Below are 25,569 nucleotides of genomic sequence, written 5' to 3' on the forward strand. Positions count from 1 at the left end.
TTATGAAGCTCGCTCCCGCCCAACTCGGCAAACACCTGCAAGGCGCCCTTGCGCCGGTCTACATCATCAGCGGCGATGACCCGCTGCTGTGTCAGGAAGCTGCCGACGCCATTCGCTCCGCTGCCCGTCAGCAAGGATTCGACGAACGCCAGGTCTTCGCCGCCGACGCCAATTTCGATTGGGGTACGTTGCTGCAGGCCGGCGCCAGCATGTCGCTGTTCGCCGAAAAACGCCTGCTGGAACTGCGCCTGCCTTCGGGCAAGCCCGGTGACAAGGGCGCTGCCGCACTCATCGAATACTGCTCGCGCCCGGCTGAAGACACGGTGCTGCTGATCAGCCTGCCGAAGCTGGACGGTAGCGCGCAGAAGACCAAATGGGGCAAGGCGCTGGTCGAGGGTCAGCAGACCCAGTTCGTGCAGATCTGGCCGGTGGACGCCAACCAGTTGCCGAGCTGGATTCGTCAGCGTCTGTCCCAGGCCGGCCTGTCAGCCAGCCAGGACGCGGTCGAACTGATTGCCGCGCGGGTCGAAGGCAACCTGCTGGCCGCTGCGCAAGAGATCGAAAAGCTCAAGCTGATGGCCGAGGGCGGGCAGATCACTGTCGAAACCGTACAGGCGGCCGTGGCCGACAGTGCGCGTTTTGACGTGTTCGGCCTGACCGACGCGGTGCTCAACGGCGAACCGGCTCACGCCCTGCGCATGCTCGAAGGGCTGCGCGGTGAAGGGGTCGAACCGCCGGTGATCCTCTGGGCCCTGGCCCGTGAGTTGCGCCTGCTGGCCAACATCTCGTTGCAATACAGCCAGGGCACGCCGCTGGACAAGTGCTTCAGTCAGGCCAAACCGCCGGTCTGGGACAAGCGCAAACCGCTGATGAGCAAGGCCTTGCAACGCTACTCGGCGCAACGCTGGGCGCAGTTGCTGCTCGAAGCCCAGCGCATCGATGCGCAAATCAAGGGTCAGGCGGCCGGCTCGCCGTGGATGAGCCTGAGCCGCTTGGCGCTGTTGATGGCCGGTCAGCGTCTGACCTTGCCTGCCGAATGAAATCCGGGATCGCGCTCTGCGATCGCGTTTTTTTACCGAGTCCATTTCCTACAGAACATCCCGCCCTCGGTCCTATAGACAGACGCTCGAGATCGGCAGATTATCTGCCGCGCAAAACCCCACTCGATCGAGAGAATCCTCATGAGCAAAAAGCCATCGAAACATGGCCACAACAAGGCCAAATCCATCGTCGCCCAACCCCTGTTCCGCAGCCGCCAGGAACGACCAACCAAGGGTAAAGGCAGCTACCGCCGCGAAGCCTTCCAGTCTGACAGCTGGGAGGCTTCTTACTTTCTGGCCGCTTGAAGCACAGCACCCCCTCCTCATGTTAAGGTCTGCACCTGATTCGTATTCCCTGGACCTGTGCATGCCCCTCAGTCTTTCCCGTCGTTGGCCCTTGCGCCAACTGATCGCTGCCTCCAGCTTCGTACTGCTCGTCGCCTGCGCGGAAAAACCAACCGCCGCCGACGCTCAACCGCTTCAGACCGTCCCCGTTGCCACAGCCCCAGCGGTCATCCCGCCGGTAGTGCCGTCCGGTGACAACCTCGACCTGCAACCGACCCAGACCTTTGCCGAATGGCAGGCAGGGTTCCGCAAGGAAGCTCTGGCTGCCGGCATTCGTGCCGACCTGTTCGACCGCGCGTTCGCCAATGTCAGTTTCGATGCCAGCGTGATTCGCGCCGACCGCAGTCAGCCGGAATTTGCCCGGCCGGTCTGGGAGTATCTGGACGGTGCCCTTTCGCCCTTGCGCGTGCGCAAAGGCCAGGCCCTGATCAGCCAGTACGCCGACATCCTGCAAAGCATCGAACAGCGTTATGGCGTCGATCGTCAGGCATTGGTGTCGGTGTGGGGGATGGAAAGCAATTTCGGCCAGTTCCAGGGCAGCAAGTCGGTGATCAACTCGCTGGCGACCCTGGCCTATGAAGGCCGCCGTCCGGGCTTTGCCCATGCGCAGCTGATCGCGGCGCTGCAGATCCTGCAACAGGGCGACATCACGCCGGAGAAAATGCTCGGTTCCTGGGCCGGTGCCATGGGCCAGACCCAGTTCATCCCGACCACCTACAACACCCACGCCGTGGATTTCGACGGTGACGGTCGCCGCGACATCTGGGGCAGCCCGGCTGACGCATTGGCCTCCACCGCGCATTACCTGCAAAGCTCAGGCTGGCAGCGTGGCCAGCCGTGGGGCTTCGAAGTGCAACTGCCGAGCGGTTTCAACTACACCCTGGCCGACGGCGCAATTCGCAAGAGCGTCGCTGAATGGCGGCAGTTGGGCGTAATCCTGCCGAACGGCGGCCAGGTGCCGGCCGGTTCCGAGCAACTGTCCGCCGCCCTGCTGCTGCCGGCTGGCTACCGTGGCCCGGCGTTCCTGATCCTCGATAACTTCCGGGCGATCCTCAAGTACAACAACTCGTCATCCTACGCACTGGCCGTGAGCCTGTTGTCCGAGCGCTTCAACGGCGCCGGCCTGATCAATGGCAGCTGGCCGAAAGACGACCTGCCGTTGAGCCGCACTGAACGTATCGAACTGCAAAACCTGCTCACCGCGCGCAACTATGACGCCGGTGCGGCAGACGGGATCATCGGCGCCAATACGCGCAAGGCGATCCGAAGTGCGCAGCAGTCATTCGGCTGGCCGGCGGACGGTTATCCGACGCACAAGCTGCTGGAAAGCCTGCGTAACCAGTAAAAACAAAAAGACCGCCGCCTCTTCAGGCGGCGGTCTTTTTTTGTGGCTCGATCAGCGAATCACCACATCCTGCTCCAGCATCAATTCCTTCTTACCCGCATCCAGTCGAACCAGCGCCCCCAGCGGCAGCGTCAGGTTCGGATCGCAGTGCCCACTGCGCCAGCCGGACAGCACCGGAATCCGCAGCGGTTCAAAGGTCTGCTTGAGCAAGCGGTTCAAAGCCTCGATATCCACGCCAGCCACATCCCCGACCAACACGCCTCGCAACCTGGCCAACTTGCCCGCCAGACGCATCTGGGTCAGCAAGCGGTCGATCCGGTACAGCGGCTCGTTGATGTCCTCGATGAGCAGAATCACCCCTTCGACGTCGATTTCGTAAGGCGTGCCCAAGGTCGCGGCGATCATCGCCAGATTGCCACCCTGCAAACGCCCGTGGGCAACACCCGGCTCCACGGTGGTCAATGGATAAGCCGCCGGATGACTCATCACACTGCCGGCCTTCAACTGACCGCGCAGCATGGCGAAGAACGACGTCACCGTCGGCGGTTCCTTGTCCCCCAGCAGATCGGCATTCAACAACGGCCCATGAAAGGTCACGAACCCGGCGTAGCGACTAATAGCCAGATGCAGCGCGGTGATGTCGCTGTAACCGACGAAGGGCTTGGCATGGCGGCTCAGCAGGTCGTAGTCGATCCGGTCCAGCAACCTTGGCGTGCCGTAGCCACCGCGCAGGCAAATGATTGCATCCACCTCTTCGTCAGCGAACGCCGCGTGCAGATCGTTGAGCCGTACCTCGTCGCTGCCGGCCAGATAGCCATCCTTCTCGTAAACGCCAGGGAACACTCGCAAACCATAACCCCGGGCGCGCATCCACTGAACGGCCTTTTCGGTATCCAGCGTGCCAGGGCCGGCGGGCGCAATCACGCCTATCAGTCCTTCCGACGGCAGTGCAGGCACAGGCTTGTGCGGAAAAAGGGTGTGGGTCGGTCGAACGGTCATCCATGGATCTCCCTGTGTGAAGTCATGCTCACACAGTAGTCAGGAACGGCGACAAACAGAAGAGGCTAAGCCGCGCCGCAGATTGCAGGAAAAGTCAGTAACGAGTGTAAGCCAGGCAAAAAAATGCCCGCCGGGCGATAAACCCCGGCGGGCATTTTTTCATTCAGCGCTGAATCAGGAACCGAGCAGCTCGGCCTTGACCAGTTTTGCCTGTTCATCGGCGTGGTACGAAGAACGCACCAACGGGCCGGACGCGACGTTCTTGAAGCCCATCTTGTAACCCTCCTCGGCGAACCAGGCGAAGGTGTCCGGGTGCACAAAACGCTGCACCGGCAAGTGGCTGCGGGACGGTTGCAGGTACTGGCCCAGGGTCAGCATGTCGATGTCGTGTTCGCGCATGCGCTTCATGACTTCGATGACTTCGTCGTCGGTCTCGCCCAGACCCAGCATCAGGCCGGATTTGGTCGGGATGTGCGGCATCATCTGCTTGAAGCGTTGCAGCAGGGTCAGCGACCACTGGTAGTCCGAACCCGGACGGGCAGCCTTGTACAGGCGCGGTACGGTTTCCAGGTTGTGGTTGAACACATCCGGCGGCTCGGCCGCGGTGATTTCCAGGGCGATGTCCATGCGGCCACGGTAGTCCGGGACCAGGGTTTCGAGCTGCACGTTCGGCGACAGTTTGCGGATTTCGCGGATGCAGTCGGCAAAGTGCTGGGCACCGCCGTCACGCAGGTCGTCGCGGTCAACCGAGGTGATCACCACGTACTTGAGTTTCAGGTCGGCGATGGCGATGGCCAGGCTTTCCGGCTCGTTGACGTCCAGTGGCTTCGGACGACCGTGACCAACGTCGCAGAACGGGCAACGACGGGTGCAGATGTCACCCATGATCATGAAGGTCGCGGTGCCGCCGGAGAAGCATTCGCCCAGGTTCGGGCAGGACGCTTCTTCGCAGACGCTGTGCAGCTTGTGTTTGCGCAGCAGGCTCTTGATGCGGTCGACTTCCGGCGAAACCGGGATGCGCACGCGGATCCAGTCGGGTTTCTTCGGCAGTTCGGTGGTCGGAATGATCTTCACCGGGATGCGTGCAACCTTCTCGGCGCCGCGCAGCTTGACGCCGGCTTCAACCTTGGGACGCGGGGCCGGGCGCTCGGTCACGTCGAGCGTCGGGATCATGGTTTGCACTGCATCAGTAGTCATATCAGTCGATTCCGCCCGTCAGGGTCGTCTGCTCAGCATAGTCGAGGTGTTTGACGAGCTGCGCGCGCAGCCGGGCACTTACCTCGGCAAATTCAATCGATCCTGCGTGCTCGCTCAGCTGGGTCATCGCCAGCCCGGCATAGCCGCAGGGATTAATCCGTCGAAACGGCTCCAGGTTCATGTCCACGTTCAGGGCCAGGCCATGAAAGGAACAACCGTGGCGAATCCGCAAACCCAGAGAAGCGATCTTCGCTCCGTCGACGTAGACGCCGGGAGCATCCGGCTTGGCCACGGCGGTCACGCCGTAGCTGGCCAGCAGTTCGATCAGGCAGCGCTCCATGCGGCTGACGAGATCGCGCACGCCGAAACCGAGTCGGCGCACATCCAGCAGCAGGTACGCCACCAGTTGGCCGGGGCCATGGTAGGTCACCTGACCGCCGCGGTCGACCTGCACCACCGGAATATCCCCCGGCAGCAACAGGTGCTCGGCCTTGCCGGCCTGGCCCTGGGTGAACACCGGCGGGTGTTCGACCAGCCAGATTTCGTCCGGGGCCGTGGTGCCACGCTCGTTGGTAAAACGTTGCATGGCCTGCCAGACCGGCTCGTAAGCCATCTGGCCAAGCTCGCGAAAGCCCAGCGTGCCCGGCATCACAGCACCATGTGTACGAAACCGGTAGCCCGCAGTTCGCTGTTGATGTTGTACAGCTGATCCTGGTCGGTCGCGACGATGTGCAACTGGATGGTGGTGTACTTGCCGTTGCTGCTTTGACGCTCGTCGACACGCTCATCGTTGATCTTGGCGTGTTTCTTGACGATGTCGATGATCTTGTCTTTGTTGCCGACGCCCGTATCGCTGATCACCTTAACCGGATAATCAACCTGGGGAAATTCGATCTTTGGCGCCTTTACTTCGGTATCGGTCATGGCGTAACGGCCTCGTAAGCGTAAGCCCGGTAACGAACAAGGCCCCGCTCCGGACCGGAACGGGGCCATGCAGGTCAACTCAAATCAGTTGAACAAGCCGTAGAAGAATAGACGGATGCTATCCCACATGCGGCGGAAGATACCACCCTCCTCGACAGCGTCCAGGGCGATCAGGTCGGCGCTGTGCACCACCTTGTCGTCCAGTTTCACTTCGACTTTACCGATCACGTCGCCCTTGGCGATTGGCGCGGTCAGTTGCGGGTTCATGGTCATGCTGGCAGCGAGCTTCTTCAGCTGGCCTTTCGGCAGGGTCATGGTCAGGTCTTGTGCCAGGCCGGCCTTGACTTGACTGGTAGTGCCTTTCCACACCGGGGCCTGAGCCAGTTCGGTGCCCTTCTGGTAGAAGGTCTGGGTTTCGAAGAAGCGGAAACCGTAGGTCAGCAGCTTCTGGGTTTCAGCGGCACGTGCCACTTCGCTGTTGGTGCCGAACACCACGGCGATCAGGCGCATGCCGTCACGTACGGCCGAGGACACCATGCAGTAGCCGGCTTCGTCGGTGTGACCGGTTTTCAGACCGTCGACGGTCTTGTCGCGCCACAGCAGCAGGTTGCGGTTAGGCTGTTTGATGCCGTTCCAGAAGAACTCTTTCTGCGAGTAGATCGCGTAGTGAGCCGGGTCTTCGTGGATGATCGCGCGAGCCAGGATCGCCATGTCGTGAGCCGACGAGTAGTGCTCAGGGTTCGGCAGACCGGTCGGGTTCATGAAGTGGGTATTGGTCATGCCCAGATCGGCGACGGTCTTGTTCATCAGGTCGGCGAACGCATCTTCGCTGCCGGCGATGTGTTCAGCCACCGCGACGCTGGCGTCGTTGCCGGACTGGATGATGATGCCGTGCAGCAGGTCGCTGACAGTGACTTGCGAGCCGACCTTGATGAACATCCGCGAACCGCCGGTGCGCCAGGCGTTTTCGCTGACGGTCACCGGGTCGTTTTCACCGATCTGGCCGCGACGGATTTCCAGCGTGGCAATGTACGCGGTCATCAGTTTGGTCAGGCTGGCCGGTGGCAGACGCTGGTCACCGTTGTTCTCCACCAGCACGTTGCCGCTGTTGGCATCCATGAGCACGTAGGATTTGGCGGCCAGTTGTGGTGGCGACGGCATCATCTCGGCCGCGAAGGCGGCTGGCGAGAGGAGCAGCGGGACTAGCAGACACAGGCGTTTGGCAAAGGTGGTGATGTTCATCCGTCTCTCGAAATCGCTAATGGAAACTGTCCTTGCGGACAAAATTAATCAGATGGCTTTCTAACGGGCCATCGCGTGTTCAGTTGCTCACTCCAGTCACCCTTGCCGGGCTTTTGTTCTTCGACGAGCCAACAACCTGGTTCACCCCCCAATCGCTGGTGAACCGTCAATCAAGTCCTACGTTTACTCGGTGACCACACTTGGCGAACCCAGGTTGGCCAGGCGCACGCTGTTCTGTACCTGGGCAATTTCACCCGGCGAACCGATCGGTCCCAGGCGAACCCGGTGCAGGGTCTGCTGATTGCGCACGATCGAGCTGATGAACACCGGAGCGCTCACCATCCCGCTGAGCTTCGACCTCAGGAGCTCTGCAGCGTCCGGGTTGGCGAACGCGCCCACCTGCAGATACTGGCCAGACGCTGGTGCAGAAGCGTTTTTTTTTGCATCGAGCTGAACTGGCACGACGGCCGCGGCGTGCTGCTGCGGCGGCGGGGTCCATTGCTCGACGGTGCCGGCCGAGGCCGTGATCACCGGGGCGCTATTCTGCGCGACTTGCGGCTCGTTGAGCATCAAAGGCGCCGGACGGCCCTTGGCGGCCCACCATTGTTGCGGGTCGATGCCTTCGACCTTGACCCGCGCGGTGCCGGTTTCGGCATAACCGAGCTTCTTGGCGGCGGCATAGGACAAGTCGATGATCCGGTCCGAGTAGAACGGGCCACGGTCGTTGACTCGCAGGATCACCGTGCGGTTGTTGTCCAGGTTGGTCACCCGAACGTAACTCGGCAGCGGTAATGTCTTGTGGGCGGCACTCATGCCATACAGGTCGTAGACCTCGCCGTTGGCGGTGTTCTGACCATGGAACTTGGTGCCGTACCAGGACGCGGTGCCGGAGGCCACGTACGTCTTGGACTCCTGCAGCGGGAAGTAGGTCTTGCCCAGCACGGTGTACGGGTTGGCCTTGTACGGGCCGGTGTGCAGGGTCGGCGTGGCATCCGGGATGCGCGATACGTCGACATCCCACCACGGCGCGCCGTCCTTGTGGGCCCGGTTGATGTCCAGACCCGGCTGCGAACGCACGGCGGTGGTCGGCTTCTGGCTCGGCGAACGGCTGGTCGAACAACTGGCGACCAGCACCGCCAACGCAGCGAAAGCCACCAGCTTCAGGGGTTTATTGATAGGCAATGCCCGCATTACTTGACGCCCCGTGCTTGTACCAGCTGTTCAGACAGTTGATGTACGGCCATGGCGTACATCACGCTGCGGTTATAACGCGTGATCGCGTAGAAATTCTTCAGGCCCATCCAGTATTCAGGGCCATTGTCGCCTTCGAGGCGGAATGCGGTGACCGGCATGTCATCGCGCAGCGCATCATGACTCGACCAGCCCAGCGCTCGCAACTCCCCGACGGTTTTCGTCGGCTCGATACCGGTGGTCAGGCCTTCATCCACCTGCTCTCCCCGTACATCCGCGCGACTGACCACCGGTTCGCCGGCGACCCAGCCGTGACGCTTGAAATAACTGGCGACGCTGCCGATCGCATCATCCGGGTTGTTCCAGATATTGATGTGGCCGTCGCCGTCGAAATCCACCGCGTAGGCGCGGAAACTGCTCGGCATGAACTGCGGCAAACCCATCGCCCCGGCGTATGAACCCTTGAGGGTCAGCGGGTCGACCTGCTCTTCGCGCGCCAGCAGCAGGAACTCACGCAGCTCCTTGCGGAAAAATTCGGCACGGGGAGGATAGTCGAAACCCAGCGTGGACAAGGCATCGATCACCCGGTAATTGCCGGTATTACGTCCGAAAAAGGTCTCAACGCCGATGATCGACACGATCACCTGGGCTGGAACGCCGTATTCCTGCTCGGCGCGGGCCAGGGTGGCCTCGTGCTGACGCCAGAAGTCCACACCGCGGGCAATGCGCGCGTCGGTGATGAACATCGGACGGTATTCTTTCCACTGCTTGACCCGTTCGGCCGGTTTGGAGATGGCGTCGAGAATCGCCTGTTTGCGCTGGGCCTCGCGGAACACGGCCATCAGCTGTTCGCCGGCGAAACCGTAGTCGCGGGTCATTTCACCGACGAATTCGGCCACCTGGGGCGAGCCTTCGTAATCGCCGGCCAACGCTTCCTGCGCGCTGCCAAGGATGCCTACCAGGCCGAGCCACGGTGCGTATCGTGTCGCCCAGTCACGCATTACTTGCATTGAACTCTTCACCTTATTCAAACCTGTGCGATCCACTTGCGATGGGTATGGATCGACATCAAAACCCCAAACGCTGACAGCAGCGTCACCAGCGAAGTTCCGCCGTAGCTAATGAACGGCAACGGCACCCCCACCACCGGCAACAGGCCACTGACCATACCGATGTTGACGAAAACGTAAACAAAAAACGTCATGGTCAGAGCGCCGGCCAGCAATTTGCCGAACAGCGTCTGGGCCTGGGCGGTAATCACCAGGCCACGACCGATCAGCAACAGATAGATCAGCAACAGTGCGCAGATGCCCACCAGCCCGAACTCTTCACCCAGTACCGCGATGATGAAGTCGGTGTGGCTTTCCGGCAGGAAGTCCAGGTGCGACTGGGTGCCCAGCAGCCAGCCCTTGCCGAATACCCCGCCGGAACCGATGGCGGCTTTCGACTGGATGATGTTCCAGCCGGTGCCCAGTGGATCGCTTTCCGGATCCAGGAAGGTCAATACCCGCTGCTTCTGGTAGTCATGCATGACGAAGAACCACATCGCCACCGACACCGGCACAGCCGCCGCCAGCACGCTGAGAATCCAGCGCCAGCGCAGCCCGCCCATGAACAGCACGAACGCGCCACCGGCCAGAATCAGCAGCGAAGTGCCGAGGTCAGGCTGGCGCACGATCAAAATGAACGGCACGCCGATCAGCAGCAGACTGATGCCGACATGCTTGAGCTGCGGCGGCAGCGTGCGCTTGGACAGGTACCAGGCGATGGTCGCCGGCATCAGGATCTTCATGAACTCCGAGGGCTGGAAGCGGATCACCCCGGGAATGTTGATCCAGCGGGTCGCGCCCATGGCGTTGTGGCCCATGATGTCCACCACCAGCAGCAGCACCACCCCGATCACGTAGCCGAGCGGCACCCAGCGGGCCATGAACCTTGGTTCGAACTGGGCGATGACGATCATCGACACCAGACCGATGCCGAACGACGTAGCCTGTTTGGCCAGCAGATCCCAGCTCTTGCCGCTGGCGGAATACAGCACGAACAGGCTGCCGGCCGCGAGAATCAACAGCAGCACCAGCAACGGGCCGTCGATATGCAAACGTTGCAACAGCGTCGCCCGGCGACGCATCACATCCTCGCTGGAGAGCATGCGATCGAAATTATTCATCACGGGCCGTAGCCTCCGCACTGATAGGGCTGGCGTATTCGGCCTTCAACCGTCCGTCCTGATCCAGCAGCCAGGCATCCATGACCTGCCGCACCACCGGTGCCGCGACGCCGGAACCGGACTCACCGTTCTCGACCATCACCGACACCACGATTTTCGGGTCATCCGCCGGCGCGAAACCGACGAACAAGGCGTGGTCGCGGTGGCGTTCCTGAACCTTGGAGCGGTCGTACTTCTCACCTTGCTTGATCGCCACGACCTGCGCCGTACCCGACTTGCCGGCGATCCGGTATTGCGCGCCGATCGCCGCTTTACGCGCCGTACCGCGTGCACCGTGCATCACCTGTTGCATGCCATGGTTGACCTTGGTCCAGTCCGACGGATCGCGCAGGATGATGTCCGGCATCGGATTCTCATCCACCGGTTTCACGCCTTCGAGGGATTTGGCCAGGTGCGGTCGGTTCCACACGCCCTTGTTGGCCACCAGCGCCGTGGCCTGGGCCAGTTGCAGCGGGGTCGATTGCATGTAGCCCTGGCCGATCCCGAGAATCAGGGTTTCGCCGGGGAACCACGCCTGACGTCGGGTCGCGCGTTTCCACTCGCGGGACGGCATCAGGCCGGGGGATTCTTCGAACATGTCCAGCGAAACCTTCTGGCCGATGCCGAACTTGTTCATGTAGGCCGACAACCGGTCGATGCCCAGCTTGTGTGCCAGGTCATAGAAGTAGGTGTCGTTGGACCGCATGATCGCCGTGTCGAGGTCGACGAAGCCGTCGCCGGTGCGGTTCCAGTTGCGGTACTTGTGATCGTAGTTGGGCAGCATGTAGTAGCCGGGATCAAACACCCGGCTCGACGCCGTCACAACGCCCGCGTCGAGACCGGCAATCGCCACCGCCGGTTTGATCGTCGAACCCGGCGGGTACAGACCGCGCAGCACACGGTTGAACAGCGGCCGGTCGATCGAATCGCGCAGCTCGGCGTAAGCCTTGAAGCTGATGCCGGTGACGAACAGGTTCGGGTCAAAACTCGGCTGGCTGACCATTGCCAGCACTTCGCCGGTTTTCGGATCGAGCGCCACCACCGCGCCACGCCGACCGCCCAGCGCGGCCTCGGCAGCTTCCTGCAACTTGATGTCGAGGCTCAGGACAATGTCCTTGCCCGGCACCGGATCGGTACGCTTGAGCACGCGCAGAACGCGGCCACGGGCGTTGGTCTCGACTTCTTCGTAACCCACCTGGCCGTGCAGCTCGGCTTCATAGAAGCGTTCGATGCCGGTCTTGCCGATGTGGTGGGTGCCACTGTAGTTGACCGGATCGAGGGTCTTCAGCTCTTTCTCGTTGATCCGCCCCATGTAACCCACCGAGTGCGCGAAATGCGCGCCCTGCGGGTAATGACGCACCAGTTGCGCGACCACCTCAACACCCGGCAGGCGGAACTGGTTCACCGCGATCCGGGCGATCTGCTCTTCGCTCAGCTCGAACAGGATCGGCACCGGCTCGAACGGCCGGCGGCCCTGACGCATGCGTTTCTCGAAGATCACCCGGTCTTCCGGCGTCAGCTGCAAGACCTCGACGATCACGTCGAGCACCTGCTGCCAATCGCCGGAGCGCTCGCGGGTCATGCTCAGGCTGAAGCTCGGACGGTTGTCCGCCACCACCACGCCGTTGCGGTCGAAAATCAGGCCACGGGTCGGCGGGATCGGCTGGACATGCACCCGGTTGTTTTCCGACAGGGTCGAGTGATATTCGTACTGAATCACCTGCAGGTAGTACAGGCGCGCAATCAGCACGCAAATCAGCGCCACCACCGCAATTGCGCCGAACACGACGCGACCACGCACCAGACGGGCGTCTTTTTCGTGGTCCTTGATGCGGATCGGCTGAGACATGAGGGCGGATTACTTGTGGTAAGGGTGGCCGGACAGCACGGTCCAGGCACGATACAACTGCTCGCCGATGAGGATGCGCACCAGTGGGTGCGGCAGCGTCAGCGGCGACAACGACCAGCGCTGATCCGCGCGGGCACAAACTTCCGGCGCCAGCCCTTCCGGGCCACCGACCATGAAGTTGACCGTGCGCGAGTCCAGGCGCCAGCGATCGAGTTCGACCGCCAGTTGCTCGGTGCTCCACGGCTTGCCATGAACTTCGAGGGTGACGATCCGCTCGTTCGGCCCGACCTTGGCCAGCATGGCTTCGCCTTCCTGACGGATGAAGCGGGCCACGTCGGCGTTCTTGCCACGGGTATTGAGCGGAATTTCCACCAGTTCCAGCGCCAGCTCGGACGGAAGACGCTTGGCGTATTCATGCCAGCCTTCTTCCACCCACTTGGGCATGCGTGAACCGACGGCGATCAGTCGCAGTCGCACAGCAATCCCTTACAGCTGGTCTTTGTTGAGCTTGGTGAAATGCTCGTGGGTGTTTTCCGGGCTGTGGTGCTTGGCGTCCGCCGCACGGCTTTGCTCGGCACCGGCCCACAGGCGCTCCAGATCGTAGAACTGACGTGCCGAGGCGGTCATCATGTGCACGATCACCAGGTCCAGGTCCAGCAGCACCCAGTCGCTGTCGCCCTTGCCTTCTTCGCCCAGCGGCTTGGCGCCGTTCTTTTTGACCTCTTCGCGAACCTTGTCCAGCATCGCGTTGATCTGGCGGTTGGAAGTACCGGTGGCGATGATCATGTAGTCGGTGATGCTCTGCTTGTCGCGCACATCAATGATCTGGATGTCCTGGGCCTTGACGTCTTCCAGGGCTGCAACGGCCACCTTGACCAGCTCGTCGCCCTTCAGCGGTTCGTTGGTGTTGACCGGCTCTGGCAGCGGGGCGCTCTTGAATGTGCCTTTGCGCTTTACTTTGGTTTGGTCTTTGTCAGTCATATAAAACTCGTTTTGCTCATATTTTCGGCGGCTTGGCGACACGTGGATTCGTATCAGTGAAGCACGCCTTGTTCAGTTCGACGCACGGTACAGACCGTGCGCATCGATGTAGGCCAGGACCGCGTCGGGCACCAGGAAACGTACCGACTTACCGCTGGCCAGCAGTTGACGGATCTGGGTGGCGGAAACCGCGAGCGGTGTCTGCCAGACGAATGCAATCTGTCCGCTCGGCCCCTTCAGGGCCAGCGGGTCGCTCACCGAACGCGCTGCCAGCAGGTTGCGCAAGGCATCCGGCGGTTCGCTGTCGGCGTCCGGGCGCTGTAGCACCAGGATGTGGCAATGCTGGAGCAACTCTTCCCAGCGGTGCCAAGTGGGCAGGCCGCAAAATGCGTCCCAGCCCAGAAGCAGAAAAACCTGGGTCTCGGCGGCCATTTCGGCACGCAGCGACTCCAGGGTATCGATGGTCCAGGACGGTTTGTTCCGCTGCAATTCGCGGGCGTCCACCACCAGCGGCGGCACACCGGCCACCGCACATTCAACCATTGCCAGCCGGTCCTGCGCCGACACCTGCGGCGTATCGCGGTGCGGCGGCCGGGCGCTGGGCATCATGCGCAGCTCATCGAGCCCCAGCGCTTCGGCGACTTCCAGCGCGCCGCGCAAATGGCCGACATGCACCGGGTCGAACGTCCCGCCCAGTACGCCAATGCGCCGGGGACGGGATTTCTTGCCGGGTTTCGGCGCTTTCAGGTCGAGGTCGGACAAGTCAGACCGTCGCCTGGCCGCGCAACTGGCCATCACCGACCACGATGTACTTCTCGCAGGTCAGTCCTTCGAGGCCCACCGGGCCACGGGCGTGCAGCTTATCAGTAGAAATGCCGATCTCGGCACCCAATCCGTATTCGAATCCGTCGGCGAAGCAGGTCGGGGTGTTGATCATCACCGACGCCGAGTCGACCTGAGCCACGAACTGGCGGGTGTCGGCGAGGTTTTCGCTGACGATCGAGTCGGTGTGATGGGAGCCGAAATGGTTGATGTGCTCGATGGCCTGATCCAGACCATCCACCACGCGGATCGACAGAATCGGCGCCAGGTACTCGGTGCTCCAGTCTTCTTCGGTCGCGGCTACGGCTTCAATGATTGCCCGGGTGCGTTCGCAACCACGCAGTTCGACGCCTTTTTCGCGGAACTGCTTCGCCATCGACGGCAGGAAATCCTTCGCAACACGTTGATCGACCAGCAAGGTCTCCATCGCACCGCAGATGCCATAGCGATAAGTCTTGGCATTGAAGGCGATGCGCTGGGCTTTCGGCAGGTCGGCGTGTTCGCTGACATAAACGTGGCAGATGCCGTCCAGATGCTTGATCACCGGCACCCGGGCATCACGGCTGATGCGCTCGATCAGGCCCCGGCCACCGCGCGGCACGATCACGTCGACGTACTCCGGCATGGTGATCAGCGCGCCGACGGCGGCGCGGTCGGTGGTTTCCACCACTTGCACCACGGCAGCCGGCAGTTCGGCTTCGGCCAGACCGCGCTGGATGCAGGCGGCAATCGCGCGGTTGGAATGAATCGCTTCGGAACCGCCGCGCAGGATGGTCGCGTTGCCGGACTTCAGGCACAGGCTCGCGGCATCGATGGTCACGTTGGGACGGGATTCGTAGATGATCCCGATCACGCCCAGCGGTACGCGCATCTTGCCGACCTGAATGCCCGACGGACGGAAGCTCATGTCGCGGATCGCACCGACCGGATCCGGCAGCGCTGCGACCTGGCGCAGGCCGACGATCATGCCATCGATGCGCGCCGGGGTCAGTTCCAGACGCTCCAGCAGTGCCGGCTCCAGACCGTTGGCGCGACCGGCGGCCAGATCCTGTTCATTGGCTGCCGCAAGCTCGGCGCGGGCGGCGTCCAGGGCATTGGCGGCAGCCAGCAGGGCGCGGTTTTTCTGCGCGGTACTGGCACGACCGATGACGCGGGAGGCTTCGCGGGCGGCGCGACCCAATCGGGTCATGTAGTCAAGAACGGACTCAGTCATGGTCTGCTGGGGTCTTGGCAAAGAGGAAAGCGGCAGATTATAGCTGTCGCGTCCCGGGACTAACAGCGGTGACGGGCGGATGGTCGAAATGGACGGTGATTTGCCGACGTTCAGCCGGGATTAAGCCGTGAATTGTTATCATCACGACCTCCTTCGTCTGGATAAACACTGTTTGCCATGTCCAACCTGACCGTTCGCGCCACCTCCGCGCGCCAGCCTGTCGGCCTCGCGGACGCCTTTTTCAACCGTGACGCCCAGACGCTGGCCCGCGATCTGCTCGGTAAAGTCATCCGCCACCGCGTCGGCGATTTGTGGCTCAGCGCCCGGATCATCGAAACCGAAGCGTATTACTGTGAAGAAAAAGGCAGCCACGCGTCCCTCGGCTACACAGAAAAGCGTAAGGCTTTGTTTCTGGACGGCGGCCACATCTATATGTACTACGCCCGTGGCGGCGATTCACTGAACTTCAGCGCGCAGGGTCCGGGCAATGCGGTGCTTATCAAATCGGCCTATCCATGGGTCGACGAGATCAGCGGCCCGGCCAGTCTGGCGCAGATGCTGTTGAACAACCCCGACGCCCAAGGCCGACCGCGCCCGTCGCAGAAACTGTGTGCCGGGCAGACGCTGCTGTGCAAGGCGCTGGGGCTGAAAGTGCCGGTGTGGGATGCCAAGCGCTTCGACCACGAAATTCTGCTGGTGGAAGACACCGGCCCTGCGCCGACTCATGTGATTCAGACCACCCGCCTGGGCATTCCCCATGGCCGTGACGAACACTTGATGTATCGCTTCGTCGATGCCGCCTATGCCCAGTGGTGCACGCGGAACCCGCTGCGCCGGGGTCAGGTCGAAGGTCGCGATTATTTTCTGCTGTGAATGCACACCCTTCGGCTCGCCGATCAGGGACATCAATGAAATGGAGTGGTTTGTATGGGCCCATGGCTCGATAGCGTGACCGGGTGGCTGGCCGCCAATCCGCAGTGGCTGGCCGCTGCAGTGTTTGTCGTGGCCTGCGTGGAATGCCTGGCGATTGCCGGGTTGATCGTACCGGGCACGGTGCTGCTGTTTGCCGTGGCGGTGCTGGCCGGTAGCGGTGCCCTGTCGTTGAGCGAAACCCTGTTGCTGGGTTTCCTCGGCGGGATTCTCGGCGATGTGATTTCCTATTTCCTCGGTCGCCACTTCCACCAGAATATCCGACGCCTGCCGGGGTTGCGCCATCACCCGGAATGGATGGCCGGCGCGGAAACCTACTTCCAGCGTTATGGCATCGCCAGCCTGCTGGTCGGACGTTTCATCGGCCCGTTGCGGCCGATGCTGCCGATGGTCGCCGGGATGTGCGACATGCCCTTCCCGCGCTTCGCCGCCGTGAGTCTGCTGGCAGCGGCCGGCTGGAGCCTCGCGTACCTGCTGCCGGGCTGGGCCACCGGGGCGGCGATTCGTCTGCCGTTGCCGGAAGGTTTCTGGCTGCAGGCCGGAATCGTCGCCGGTAGCATCGCGGTGATGGTCGGCCTGAGCGCCAACAGCAGCCTGCGCCGTCATCGCCGGGCGACCATCTGGATCAGTAGCATGAGCCTGTTGATCCTGATCGGCCTGTTCATCGGCTACCCGTACCTGACCGCCCTCGATCAGGGCGTCATGACCCTGGTGCAGGAACATCGCCGCCCGGCGCTGGATGAGGTGGCAGTGGTCTTCACCCTGATCGGTGAATTCCGCAACATGCTGCTGTTCAGCGCCCTGCTGACTGCGCTGCTGTTGCTGTGCCGTCAGTGGCGCCACGCGATCTTCGTGGGCGGCACCCTGCTCGTCACGGCCCTGGCCAACACCGGCACCAAGATGTTCTTCGCCCGGGTGCGCCCGGAAGTGCTGACCGATCCGCTCACCAGTTACAGCATGCCCAGCGGCCATGCGTCCGGATCGTTCGCGCTGTTCCTGACCCTGGCCGTACTCGCCGGACGCGGGCAACCGCCGAGACTGCGACTGACCTGGTTGCTGATCGGCTGCATTCCGGCACTGGCGATTGCCTTGTCGCGGGTGTATCTGGGCGCGCACTGGCCGACGGATGTGCTGGCCGGCGCCATGCTTGCCGCGTGCGTATGCGCCGCCGGACTCTGGCTCAGCCAGCGGCAGTCACCGCTCGGCGCCATGCCGCAGAGAGTCTGGTGGCTGGTGTTGCCGGCGCTGGTCGCCCTGTTCGGTTTTTTTGTGCTGCGACACTTGCCGCATACCATGCTGCGCTATTCGTACTAGGCGACGGCAGACAGCAGCGAAGGATTGGTCCTCAAGACGAACGACACCGACGAAGGGTTGTAGGCATTGTGCCCGGTGTCGTTCGGATTCTTGTCCAGGAAGTAGGTGAGCCCTTCCTTTGTCTCATGCTGAAACAGGCGCATCTTCTTTTCTACGCTGAACAGCGCCACAGAAACCGGATTGGACGGCAGGTCACCAAACGACTTGAGCTTTCCGGCATACGTTTCCAGCTCAAAGTAACTACCGCCACTTTGCGCGGCCAGAAGATGCCTTGTACTTTGATCAAGTCGCAGCTGCCAATCAAAGTAACGACCGGCCGTTTTGACATTAAGGGCATATCGTCCCTGATAATCCGGAACAAACTCCAATAACAGCGGCTCGGCATCATCATGATCCGCGAGTGTCACGATTGGCGAACTGATTTCATCATTCAGGGAAATCTCCGCATTCAACCTCTGCCCCATGGTGATTCGCGGTTGCTTCAAACGCTGCTCCATGACTTGATAATTGAGCACCAGCGGAAGTCCATCCGCGAACAGTTGCCCCGTGAAGGTAATATTATTGGCATCAGACATATGAAGGTTCTCTTCTTGTTAAAAACGGACTGAACAACAGACAGGATTTCATTTATCGGCAGCCTGGGCCGACTCGTTCTTCACACGTTTGCGCTTGCGGCGCTCAAGCACCATGGAATCTGCGTAGTAACCGGCAGCCTTCAGGACAATCTCGGCATTCAGATCAACGCCCGCATGTTTGAAAATATACTTTCCGGCAATATCATCCCAGAACGCCCACTCATCTTCATAAATTGTCATAACGCTCTCCTTGTTCATGAAGCCCGCTTCCTGCGAGTCGGGTTCAACGCTAAATCAAAAACATCCCACAGACCACTTCAAAGGCAATACAAAAAACAACAATACAATCGGCAAAACAATAACAACTGAACACAACCACCCGCCATGCCAAAGTCTTTCGACACTTCACAAGCGAGCATTGATTTTGGCCAAACCCTTTAACAACAACTCTGAAACTATTCTTACAGCCCCCATAACAATTTCCGACATTAACATTCCATCAAATTCAACGACGGCCGAAACCGATACAACACCCGGCAAAATTCCCGACCTGAATCACCTGGACAAACTGTTCGGGCCCATGCGATTTGGCGAACTGACCGTGAGCCGCCAGACACTTCAGGCGCTGGGTGCCCGGGTCAACGGCGAGGCCATTACAGCGGCCAACACGTACTTCCCCGAGCCCGATCAGGCCTTTATCGATGGGCTGCAATTCGATCCCGCCCAGGTTGAGCAGCGGATCAAGTCAGTCGATGGTGAGGAGCGCCAACGGGTACCGGAATTACTCTACGAAATCGTCACTCTGCGCTCCCCCGACGCAGCACCGCTTCTACGCGAAATATCCGCCAGTGATGCTGAGCACCCCCTGCAGAAAATCGGCAAACTGCTGACCGCCACTCAACAGCTGGATATACACAGAAGCCCGCTGCCGGAACACCTGCCAGGCTGGGTAGACAAGGCTAAAAGTCGCGGCATGACCAGTATGGGCGCCGGGCTGCAGGCCTACGGTTTGTACAGCGCCTACATGGGCGCCATCGACGGCCTCAAGAAAGGTCAGATGGGCGAAGTGCTGATCAACGCAGGGGGCGCTCTCGCCGAGATCACTTCACTGGGCCTCGAATACGCGCTGAACAAGACCGGCGAACAGATGATCCGTCAGGGATCCATGGCCCTCGAACAATTCGGCAAGACCACCATGGGCAAATGGCTGAGCCGGGGCGCAGGCCTGATCGCCAGCGTGCTGACGCTGCCCTTCGACATCTACACCGCCATCAAGTCCTTCAACGATGCCGCCAAGGCTCAGGGCAAGGAAGCTCAGGATCTGTATGTCACCGGTGGGCTGAGTGTGTTCAGCGGCGCATTGTCCATTGCCCTTGGCTGCGCAGCCCTGATGGGTTTTCAGGCGGCGGGCCCGGTGGGGATTGCAGCGGCGGCGATCATGATTGTCGGTGCCCGAATCTACGGTGCCGCGCGCATGGTCGACGATATCGACGATTACATCGAGCTGACCGTGAACGAACGCTGGCGTGCCGGCTGGTTCGCGTTCACCGGACAAAGCCAGGACAAGGCCGTGATGGATCGCTATCTGGTTGCCAAAACCACCAGCGATTATGCCAAAGCCTTGAAAACCCGCAGCCTTGGCTGGCTCGACAATGAATTCAAGGAAAGTGTCGATGTGATCGTCAATGGCCGTTTCGAGGTTACGTTGCAGCCGACTCGCCTCTATCGTTTCCAATGGGATGAAAGCAAAGGCGAAACGCCCTATACCAGCGAAAACCGCCCTGTCATCAGCGATACGGATGACACCTACGACGCCAGGAAGGGATTACCCGACTCGGACGCTGTCATCGCCAGTGCGAAAAGCGCCCCGGCGAAAGGGGTGTTCTGGAACCTGGGCGGCGGCCACGACACGGTTCAAGGCGTCGAGGACAAGCCGAATTTCTTCAGTTATGCCAGCGGCCGCAAAACCCTGGACGGTGGCAACAAGGATGACTCCTTTCTGTTTCAGTCGGCATCAGAAGCGCTGTCTGACGACCCGACCACCGTCAGTGAGCTGTCCGGCGGTGACGGCACCGATCTGCTCTGGCTGCAAGGCAAACACAAAAACCAAGACCCTGTTGCCAACCCGCCGCGCCATATCGGTTTTGATGTCGACCTTAAAAGCGGCAGGCTGGCGGTGCGCCCTGTGGACCCGTCGCGTGAGCCGGTGCTGCACTCAACCTTCAGGTCCATCGAAAAGGTCGAGACACTGGCCGGTGCGCTCAACCGCGTGACCGGTTCAGATCACGCCGACACCATTGCCGCCAATGGCGATGACCGCGTCGAAGCCGGGGCCGGGGATGACCGCATTTCCGTGCGCGGCCTTCATGGCACGGTCGACGGCGGCAGCGGTAGCGATACCTATGAAATCGCCCCTGACTGTCTCAAGGTTTCACTGCACGAAGATGGCCAAGAACCGAGCAAGGTCTATCTGGGCGTGACACTCGAAGCCATCCAGCGCTGGTACGTACGCAATGACGCGCTGGTCATTGAATCCCTGCGCGACGACGACATCCGGTCGCCAAGGCGGGAACTGGTGCTGGAGGCGGTGTACCGGACGGTCGATGGCAAACGCACCCTGCGCAACGACAAATGGACATTCATTACACAGGACGGCTACCACTTGCAGCCGGCGTGGCCTGCCGATACCCCGGACCTGGCCGACCTGACCGTGAAAGTTACCGTTCTGACCGTCGGCACGACGAAAACCTCGCCGGTGCCGGTCAACGATCGTCCCTTCAGGATCTCGAACAAACCGCACTCGTATTACTTCATCTCGCGCCAGATCCGTCACGCAATCCTTATGGCAAAACCACACGAAAATCCGACCCGAAGCACTCTGTACGTCGACCGCGACAGCACGGAGATCGATGAGGTCCGGGCGATTTATACCGTTACAAAAACACGGCCAAATGCATTCACGCAGCTCAGCTACACGGACATTCACCACACCCTCACGTTCCACGAGGGTGGTGGCCTGCTCTCGTTGCACGGTGCTGCAAGAGAAAATCCGGGCAAGAAACGCGACATGGGAGCCGGAATCCTGGCCTCTGGCTGGCAGATGATTCACCCGATGACACTGGTCATGCGAGACGGGATTTCATACCACCTCGACTTTCCACGTCCCACGTATCTAAACGACGCAAGGAACCCGGGTTATACGGTTGTGCAAAGCCGCACCGCGCTGCGCGAGCGAGCGGGCCGGTATATGTTCGTCCGCCCTTCAGTCGAGAAACGCACGTTGAAGGCAACCCCGCAGCGGGTCGACTTTCAGGCAGCCGAGCACAACGCGACCTATTGGCTGGAGGGACGATCGTCCAGCTATGAACTGTTTCCCGCCAGCGCAACGTCCATCCGGCTGTCCACCGCAGACGCAGATGCCCAGATCTCGGGTTCTTCCACCTGGCTCATTCACACACAACATCTGGAGGAGCAGATCAGCCACCGCGACCTCGCCATCAAAGACAACCTGCTCAGAATCGGCAGCATCCGGATTCAACTGCCGGACAGCAACGATCCGCTGCTGCCACTGGAAACCATCGAAGTCGTGGTCTCCTCGGGAAACCGTTATCGGATCAATGCACTGTTCGAGGTGATCGGTCTGTGCGCCATCGATGCCCGAGCCTACCCATCGGTTCAGGCCATCGCCCAGGACATTCATGAGCATCAACGGCGTGAAGAGCTTGAGGCCGACGAAGTGTCGGTTCACCACATTCGCCTGAGCGAAACCGCTGCCGGCAAGATCTCCTACAACGTTGCCACCAACGTCTGGAGCAGTGGAACCACTGCGTTCCGCTCGATATCTGCCGAGCACCTGATCATCGTCAAGGAATGACACCATGCGACCAAAACCACCCTCGCCGCCAGGCTTTTCCAAAGGCAATACGGCCGCCGACTCGCTTGCTGAACTCCCACGATTGCGACCGCAAGCTCCAGACCCGCAGCTACCACATTCGTTGCCAGACCTGACGGCCGCGCACCAGCGAAACCCGGGACACACCCCGCCTCTCGCGGACACACCCGGATTGCCGAAAATCGAAGTGTCTGACCTGCCGGTCGCTTCCCGTGAAACGTCGACCGGCCTGGACAGTTACCGTTTGAACCCCGGATTGCTGCGCAACCTGCAACCGGCCAACGAGGAGGGTCTGCGCTACATCGTCGGACGCGCGTTCGTCGATGTGAAAGACAGCGGCACGGTATATGTGGAGTTCGATGCGAACCTGGGCACCTATCGGGTAATGGATCTGTACAAAAAGTTGTCTCCCGGGCCGGCGCTCTACAGAAATACCGGTGAATCGACCTGGAGCCCGGCCTCAAACAACCCCGTGAAACGCCCCTACCCACAGGCCGGTGACACCGATACACACGTACCAGCCAAACAACCGCTGACTTCGCCGCTGTCGGCACATGAAGCCACTACCCGATTGCTGAACGACTCACTGCTCAAGATGTATCCGCTGATGACGTTCGGCCAGCGCGTCGAATTTTTGCGCGCCTATAACCTGTCGCCACGGCAACACATCCGGTTGCACAGTGATCTGACCGCCAATCCCCGGGTGATGCCGGAGTGGGCCGAGCAGCATCACTTACGCTCCCGGGACGAGAACGATCCGACCCGCTTCGATCAACTGCAGGAGGAAATCGAACCGCTGCTACTGCCTGTGAGGAACGGAACACTGCGCAGCGACCTGATCGACTTCGACAAAAGCGTCACCCGGGAATTTCTCGACACCTTTCTGACCCGACTCGGTTACCTGCGCAACAGCAGCGACTGCCTGTACCGCACGGATATTCCGGGCCTGTTCAGGGCCGATGAACGCACGCCTTTCGAGCTCTACAACGACGGACGCATGCTGCCGCGCTTGAAACACCCGCGCGGCGCAACGACCGAAAAACCGATCAGTGCCACGGTCAGCCACAAGCTGGTCAAGAGGTATGGCGCCAGGGGCACCAAGGCTCCCGATCCGGAGTACCTGCGTTACAACAGCCAGAGAAACAAATATCCCGGCAAAAAACCGGGTGAATCGGACAACGAGTCGGGGCACTCCGACAACGACTGGTCCGATGCATCGGACGTGGAACTGGACACCGAACGCAATTACGAGACGATCCGCCACGATCAGCAGTTCATCTTTTCTTACGTCATCGATACGCGAAGGATGGAGGTGGTCCTCAACGAGGAGAACCACTTGCTCAATCTGGCGGCACTGGAAAAGAACGCCTGGTTTCCCGAAGACGAACTCGAAGCGCTGATTTCCACGTCGAAGCGGGGCATCGAATCAGAACGCCTGTGGCTGCTCGACTCGACGTTCACCCGCGCCGCGAAGGTCGACGACGTTGCCGCCCTCGCTCAAAGCAGCTACATCGGCAATGACATCGAGGCGCGGACCCACAGTGGCGTGGCCAATCAGCGTGAATACGATGACTTGATCGATAAGGTGGCCAAGGCCGGCAAGCCGATCCTTTCATTGCCGAGCGGCAAGGACTGGTTCGCCAACGACATCGTCTGGCCGGAATAACCGGGCCGAGCCTTAAGCGAACAGTTCGCCCTGCAATTCATCAAGCAGCGCCTGAATCGCATCCAGTCGCTGCTGTGGGTCGTCGAGTTGCAGCAGGTCGATCTTGTCTTCCTCGGCAAACGGCAACAGGTACGCCAACTGATTGGCCAGCGACTGCTGCCCCTCTGCCTCGATGCCCATGTTCAGCGCCTCGACCATCGGGTGTTCGGCCAGGGCCTTGAGCAACGCCACCAGATCGGCGTCTTCATCCTGCAGCGGTTGCTCGGGTTCTTCGTCCAGCCACTCGACCTCGGCCATGATCAGTTGATCGCGTTGCACTTCGGTGCGCTGCACAATGAACCGGCGCCCGCCCTGCACCCGGATACCCAGCAGTCCGTTGTCCTGCTGCTGGAAATCGGTGATCCGCGCTTCGCACCCGACCATGGCGAAACCTTCCGGCGCGACGCCGACTTCGCTGCCCTCAAGGATGCACACCACGCCGAACCCGCCGCCCTGTTTCATGCAGCGGCCGATCATGTCCAGGTAGCGCGCCTCGAAGATCTGCAAATCCAGATTGCAGCCGGGAAACAGCACCGTGTTCAGCGGAAAAAGCGGCAGACTCATAGACATTTCCTTACACCACCATCGACACCGCCAACGGCAGGAACACCGCCGTGGCCACGCCCATCAGACTCATCGCCAGCGCCGCGAAGGCGCCGCACTCATCGCTTTCCTGCAACGCCACCGACGTGCCGACTGCATGCGCCGTCATGCCCAGCGCCATGCCGCGCGCCTCCGGGCTGTGCACGCCTAGACGAGTCAGCAGCGCCGGCCCGAAGATCGCGCCGATCACCCCGGTGATCAACACAAACACCGCCGCCAATGCTGCGACACCGCCGATCTGCTCGGCCACCAGCATGGCGATCGGCGAGGTCACCGATTTGGGCGCCATGGTCATCAGGATCATGTGATCGGCACCGAACCACCAGCCCAGCGCCACGCCCATACCCGTGGCGACCACGCCGCCTATCACCAGCGTAGTAAAAATCGGCCAGAACAATTGGCGGATGCGTCGCAGATTCAGATACAGCGGCACCGCCAGCGCAACGGTCGCCGGGCCCAGCAGAATGCTGAGGATCTCGGTGCTCTTGCGGTACTCGGCGTAGGTCAGGCCGCAGCCGACCAGCACGCCGATCACCAACAGCATCGAGACCAGCACCGGTTGCAGAAAGATCCAGCGGGTTTTCTCGAACGCCGCCAGCACCAGTTGATAAGCACCGAGGGTGATGCCGATGCCGAACAGCGGATGGTGAATCACCGACGCCCAGGCACCTTGCCAGTCGAACAGCATCAGGATTCCTCCGAATGCGGCGCGTGACGCTTGACCAGCCGTTGCATCAGCACGCCGGCGAAGGCCATCGATAGAATCAGCGAGACCACCAGCGCACCGACGATGGCCCAGAAATCCGCGGCTATCGCCGTGGCGTAGACCATCACGCCCACCGCCGGCGGCACCAGTAGCAGCGGCAGATAACGCAACAGGCTACCGGCTGCAAGGTTCAGCGGTTCGCCGACTTCACCGCGTACGATCAGGAATACCAGCAACAGCAAAAGGCCGATGATCGGCCCCGGCAGCACCGGCAACAGCAAATGATTGAGGGCCGTGCCGAGCAATTGAAACAGCACCAGCATGGTCAGGCCGCGTAGCAACATCCGTCATCTCCGTCCGACATCCCGCCAAGCACGGGCCGGGCATTATAAGCACGCCTGCGCTATGGATCGGCATTCGCCAAAAGCATGGTCGGTTGACCTGAGCAAATCGCCATGATGATCTACAGTGGTTCGCAGGGCGGTCA

General features: G+C 61.1%; 25 protein-coding genes. 7 read left to right on the plus strand and 18 right to left on the minus strand.

The genetic code is table 11. The features are described from left to right. Nucleotides 1-2 precede the first annotated feature (2 nt). From holA to AC0R79_RS26765, 3 genes are all read left to right on the plus strand, one after another. The gene (gene holA / locus AC0R79_RS26755) at nucleotides 3-1,040 is read left to right on the plus strand and encodes a DNA polymerase III subunit delta (RefSeq protein WP_007958673.1); all 1,038 of its coding nucleotides are present in this window, start codon (nucleotides 3-5) and stop codon (nucleotides 1,038-1,040) included. Nucleotides 1,041-1,181: 141 nt separating this feature from the next. Continuing rightward, complete coding sequence (gene arfA / locus AC0R79_RS26760) at nucleotides 1,182-1,346, plus strand: alternative ribosome rescue factor ArfA (protein WP_007958672.1); 165 nt, start codon at nucleotides 1,182-1,184, stop codon at nucleotides 1,344-1,346. Nucleotides 1,347-1,407: 61 nt separating this feature from the next. After that, nucleotides 1,408-2,730: a lytic murein transglycosylase gene (locus AC0R79_RS26765; protein WP_375747945.1), complete on the plus strand. Its 1,323-nt coding sequence runs from the start codon at nucleotides 1,408-1,410 to the stop codon at nucleotides 2,728-2,730. 51 nt (nucleotides 2,731-2,781) lie between these two features. On the opposite strand, the gene AC0R79_RS26770 is transcribed toward AC0R79_RS26765, so the two are convergent. The 13 genes from AC0R79_RS26770 to AC0R79_RS26830 form a co-directional block, all read right to left on the minus strand. Then, entirely contained in the window at nucleotides 2,782-3,729 is a 948-nt protein-coding gene (locus AC0R79_RS26770) for a S66 peptidase family protein (RefSeq protein ID WP_127800094.1), read from the minus strand. A gap of 174 nt (nucleotides 3,730-3,903) precedes the next feature. After that, nucleotides 3,904-4,902 carry a lipoyl synthase gene (gene lipA, locus AC0R79_RS26775; protein WP_162130488.1) on the minus strand — a complete coding sequence of 333 codons (999 nt, stop codon included), beginning with the start codon at nucleotides 4,900-4,902 and terminating at the stop codon, nucleotides 3,904-3,906. Nucleotides 4,903-4,927: 25 nt separating this feature from the next. Continuing rightward, nucleotides 4,928-5,575: a lipoyl(octanoyl) transferase LipB gene (lipB, locus tag AC0R79_RS26780; protein ID WP_039771855.1), complete on the minus strand. Its 648-nt coding sequence runs from the start codon at nucleotides 5,573-5,575 to the stop codon at nucleotides 4,928-4,930. After that, nucleotides 5,575-5,850, minus strand: coding sequence for a DUF493 domain-containing protein (locus tag AC0R79_RS26785; protein WP_007958664.1), 276 nt, complete (start codon nucleotides 5,848-5,850; stop codon nucleotides 5,575-5,577). Before AC0R79_RS26785 ends, lipB begins: the two co-directional genes overlap by 1 nt. 84 nt (nucleotides 5,851-5,934) lie before the next feature. After that, complete coding sequence (locus AC0R79_RS26790) at nucleotides 5,935-7,092, minus strand: D-alanyl-D-alanine carboxypeptidase family protein (RefSeq protein ID WP_011336095.1); 1,158 nt, start codon at nucleotides 7,090-7,092, stop codon at nucleotides 5,935-5,937. Nucleotides 7,093-7,275: 183 nt separating this feature from the next. Next, nucleotides 7,276-8,283 (minus strand): septal ring lytic transglycosylase RlpA family protein, encoded by a 1,008-nt coding sequence (locus tag AC0R79_RS26795; protein ID WP_127800096.1) that lies wholly within the window; start codon nucleotides 8,281-8,283, stop codon nucleotides 7,276-7,278. Further along, nucleotides 8,283-9,293 carry a lytic murein transglycosylase B gene (gene mltB / locus AC0R79_RS26800; RefSeq protein WP_007958658.1) on the minus strand — a complete coding sequence of 337 codons (1,011 nt, stop codon included), beginning with the start codon at nucleotides 9,291-9,293 and terminating at the stop codon, nucleotides 8,283-8,285. The genes AC0R79_RS26795 and mltB overlap by 1 nt, the downstream gene beginning before the upstream one ends. 17 nt (nucleotides 9,294-9,310) lie before the next feature. Continuing rightward, a complete protein-coding gene (gene rodA / locus AC0R79_RS26805; protein WP_375748054.1) occupies nucleotides 9,311-10,414 on the minus strand; it encodes a rod shape-determining protein RodA in 1,104 nt (367 codons plus the stop codon). 31 nt (nucleotides 10,415-10,445) lie between these two features. Next, on the minus strand, nucleotides 10,446-12,341 hold the full coding sequence (gene mrdA, locus AC0R79_RS26810) for a penicillin-binding protein 2 (protein ID WP_007958656.1): 1,896 nt from the start codon (nucleotides 12,339-12,341) through the stop codon (nucleotides 10,446-10,448). A 9-nt stretch (nucleotides 12,342-12,350) separates the two neighbouring features. Further along, nucleotides 12,351-12,818 carry a 23S rRNA (pseudouridine(1915)-N(3))-methyltransferase RlmH gene (gene rlmH / locus AC0R79_RS26815; RefSeq protein WP_003185785.1) on the minus strand — a complete coding sequence of 156 codons (468 nt, stop codon included), beginning with the start codon at nucleotides 12,816-12,818 and terminating at the stop codon, nucleotides 12,351-12,353. A 9-nt stretch (nucleotides 12,819-12,827) separates the two neighbouring features. Then, nucleotides 12,828-13,322 (minus strand): ribosome silencing factor, encoded by a 495-nt coding sequence (gene rsfS, locus AC0R79_RS26820; protein ID WP_007958654.1) that lies wholly within the window; start codon nucleotides 13,320-13,322, stop codon nucleotides 12,828-12,830. A 72-nt stretch (nucleotides 13,323-13,394) separates the two neighbouring features. After that, a complete protein-coding gene (gene nadD, locus AC0R79_RS26825) occupies nucleotides 13,395-14,117 on the minus strand; it encodes a nicotinate-nucleotide adenylyltransferase (RefSeq protein WP_127800100.1) in 723 nt (240 codons plus the stop codon). Next, on the minus strand, nucleotides 14,086-15,357 hold the full coding sequence (locus tag AC0R79_RS26830; RefSeq protein WP_039771866.1) for a glutamate-5-semialdehyde dehydrogenase: 1,272 nt from the start codon (nucleotides 15,355-15,357) through the stop codon (nucleotides 14,086-14,088). The genes nadD and AC0R79_RS26830 overlap by 32 nt, the downstream gene beginning before the upstream one ends. A gap of 177 nt (nucleotides 15,358-15,534) precedes the next feature. On the opposite strand from AC0R79_RS26830, the gene AC0R79_RS26835 reads away from it, so the two are divergent. After that, the gene (locus AC0R79_RS26835; RefSeq protein ID WP_375747948.1) at nucleotides 15,535-16,230 is read left to right on the plus strand and encodes a DNA-3-methyladenine glycosylase; all 696 of its coding nucleotides are present in this window, start codon (nucleotides 15,535-15,537) and stop codon (nucleotides 16,228-16,230) included. Nucleotides 16,231-16,284: 54 nt separating this feature from the next. After that, on the plus strand, nucleotides 16,285-17,601 hold the full coding sequence (locus tag AC0R79_RS26840; RefSeq protein ID WP_085608764.1) for a bifunctional DedA family/phosphatase PAP2 family protein: 1,317 nt from the start codon (nucleotides 16,285-16,287) through the stop codon (nucleotides 17,599-17,601). On the opposite strand, the gene AC0R79_RS26845 is transcribed toward AC0R79_RS26840, so the two are convergent. Then, the gene (locus AC0R79_RS26845) at nucleotides 17,598-18,176 is read right to left on the minus strand and encodes a hypothetical protein (protein WP_085608765.1); all 579 of its coding nucleotides are present in this window, start codon (nucleotides 18,174-18,176) and stop codon (nucleotides 17,598-17,600) included. The two genes, AC0R79_RS26840 and AC0R79_RS26845, sit on opposite strands and share 4 nt — an antisense overlap. A gap of 48 nt (nucleotides 18,177-18,224) precedes the next feature. Further along, nucleotides 18,225-18,434, minus strand: a complete 210-nt coding sequence (locus AC0R79_RS26850) for a hypothetical protein (RefSeq protein ID WP_007958643.1) — start codon at nucleotides 18,432-18,434, stop codon at nucleotides 18,225-18,227. 166 nt (nucleotides 18,435-18,600) lie between these two features. On the opposite strand from AC0R79_RS26850, the gene AC0R79_RS26855 reads away from it, so the two are divergent. Both AC0R79_RS26855 and AC0R79_RS26860 read left to right on the plus strand, forming a co-directional pair. Beyond that, nucleotides 18,601-22,050, plus strand: a complete 3,450-nt coding sequence (locus tag AC0R79_RS26855; protein ID WP_474732440.1) for a calcium-binding protein — start codon at nucleotides 18,601-18,603, stop codon at nucleotides 22,048-22,050. A 205-nt stretch (nucleotides 22,051-22,255) separates the two neighbouring features. After that, entirely contained in the window at nucleotides 22,256-23,734 is a 1,479-nt protein-coding gene (locus tag AC0R79_RS26860; protein ID WP_474732442.1) for a hypothetical protein, read from the plus strand. A 12-nt stretch (nucleotides 23,735-23,746) separates the two neighbouring features. On the opposite strand, the gene AC0R79_RS26865 is transcribed toward AC0R79_RS26860, so the two are convergent. From AC0R79_RS26865 to AC0R79_RS26875, 3 genes are read right to left on the minus strand one after another with little or no spacing between them, the layout of a single operon-like run. Further along, complete coding sequence (locus AC0R79_RS26865) at nucleotides 23,747-24,337, minus strand: LON peptidase substrate-binding domain-containing protein (protein ID WP_474732444.1); 591 nt, start codon at nucleotides 24,335-24,337, stop codon at nucleotides 23,747-23,749. 10 nt (nucleotides 24,338-24,347) lie between these two features. Further along, nucleotides 24,348-25,064 (minus strand): LrgB family protein, encoded by a 717-nt coding sequence (locus tag AC0R79_RS26870; RefSeq protein ID WP_007958637.1) that lies wholly within the window; start codon nucleotides 25,062-25,064, stop codon nucleotides 24,348-24,350. Beyond that, a complete protein-coding gene (locus tag AC0R79_RS26875; protein ID WP_007958636.1) occupies nucleotides 25,064-25,426 on the minus strand; it encodes a CidA/LrgA family protein in 363 nt (120 codons plus the stop codon). Before AC0R79_RS26875 ends, AC0R79_RS26870 begins: the two co-directional genes overlap by 1 nt. Nucleotides 25,427-25,569: the final 143 nt, after the last annotated feature.

The sequence above is a fragment of the Pseudomonas sp. HD57-3 genome (assembly GCF_056113135.1).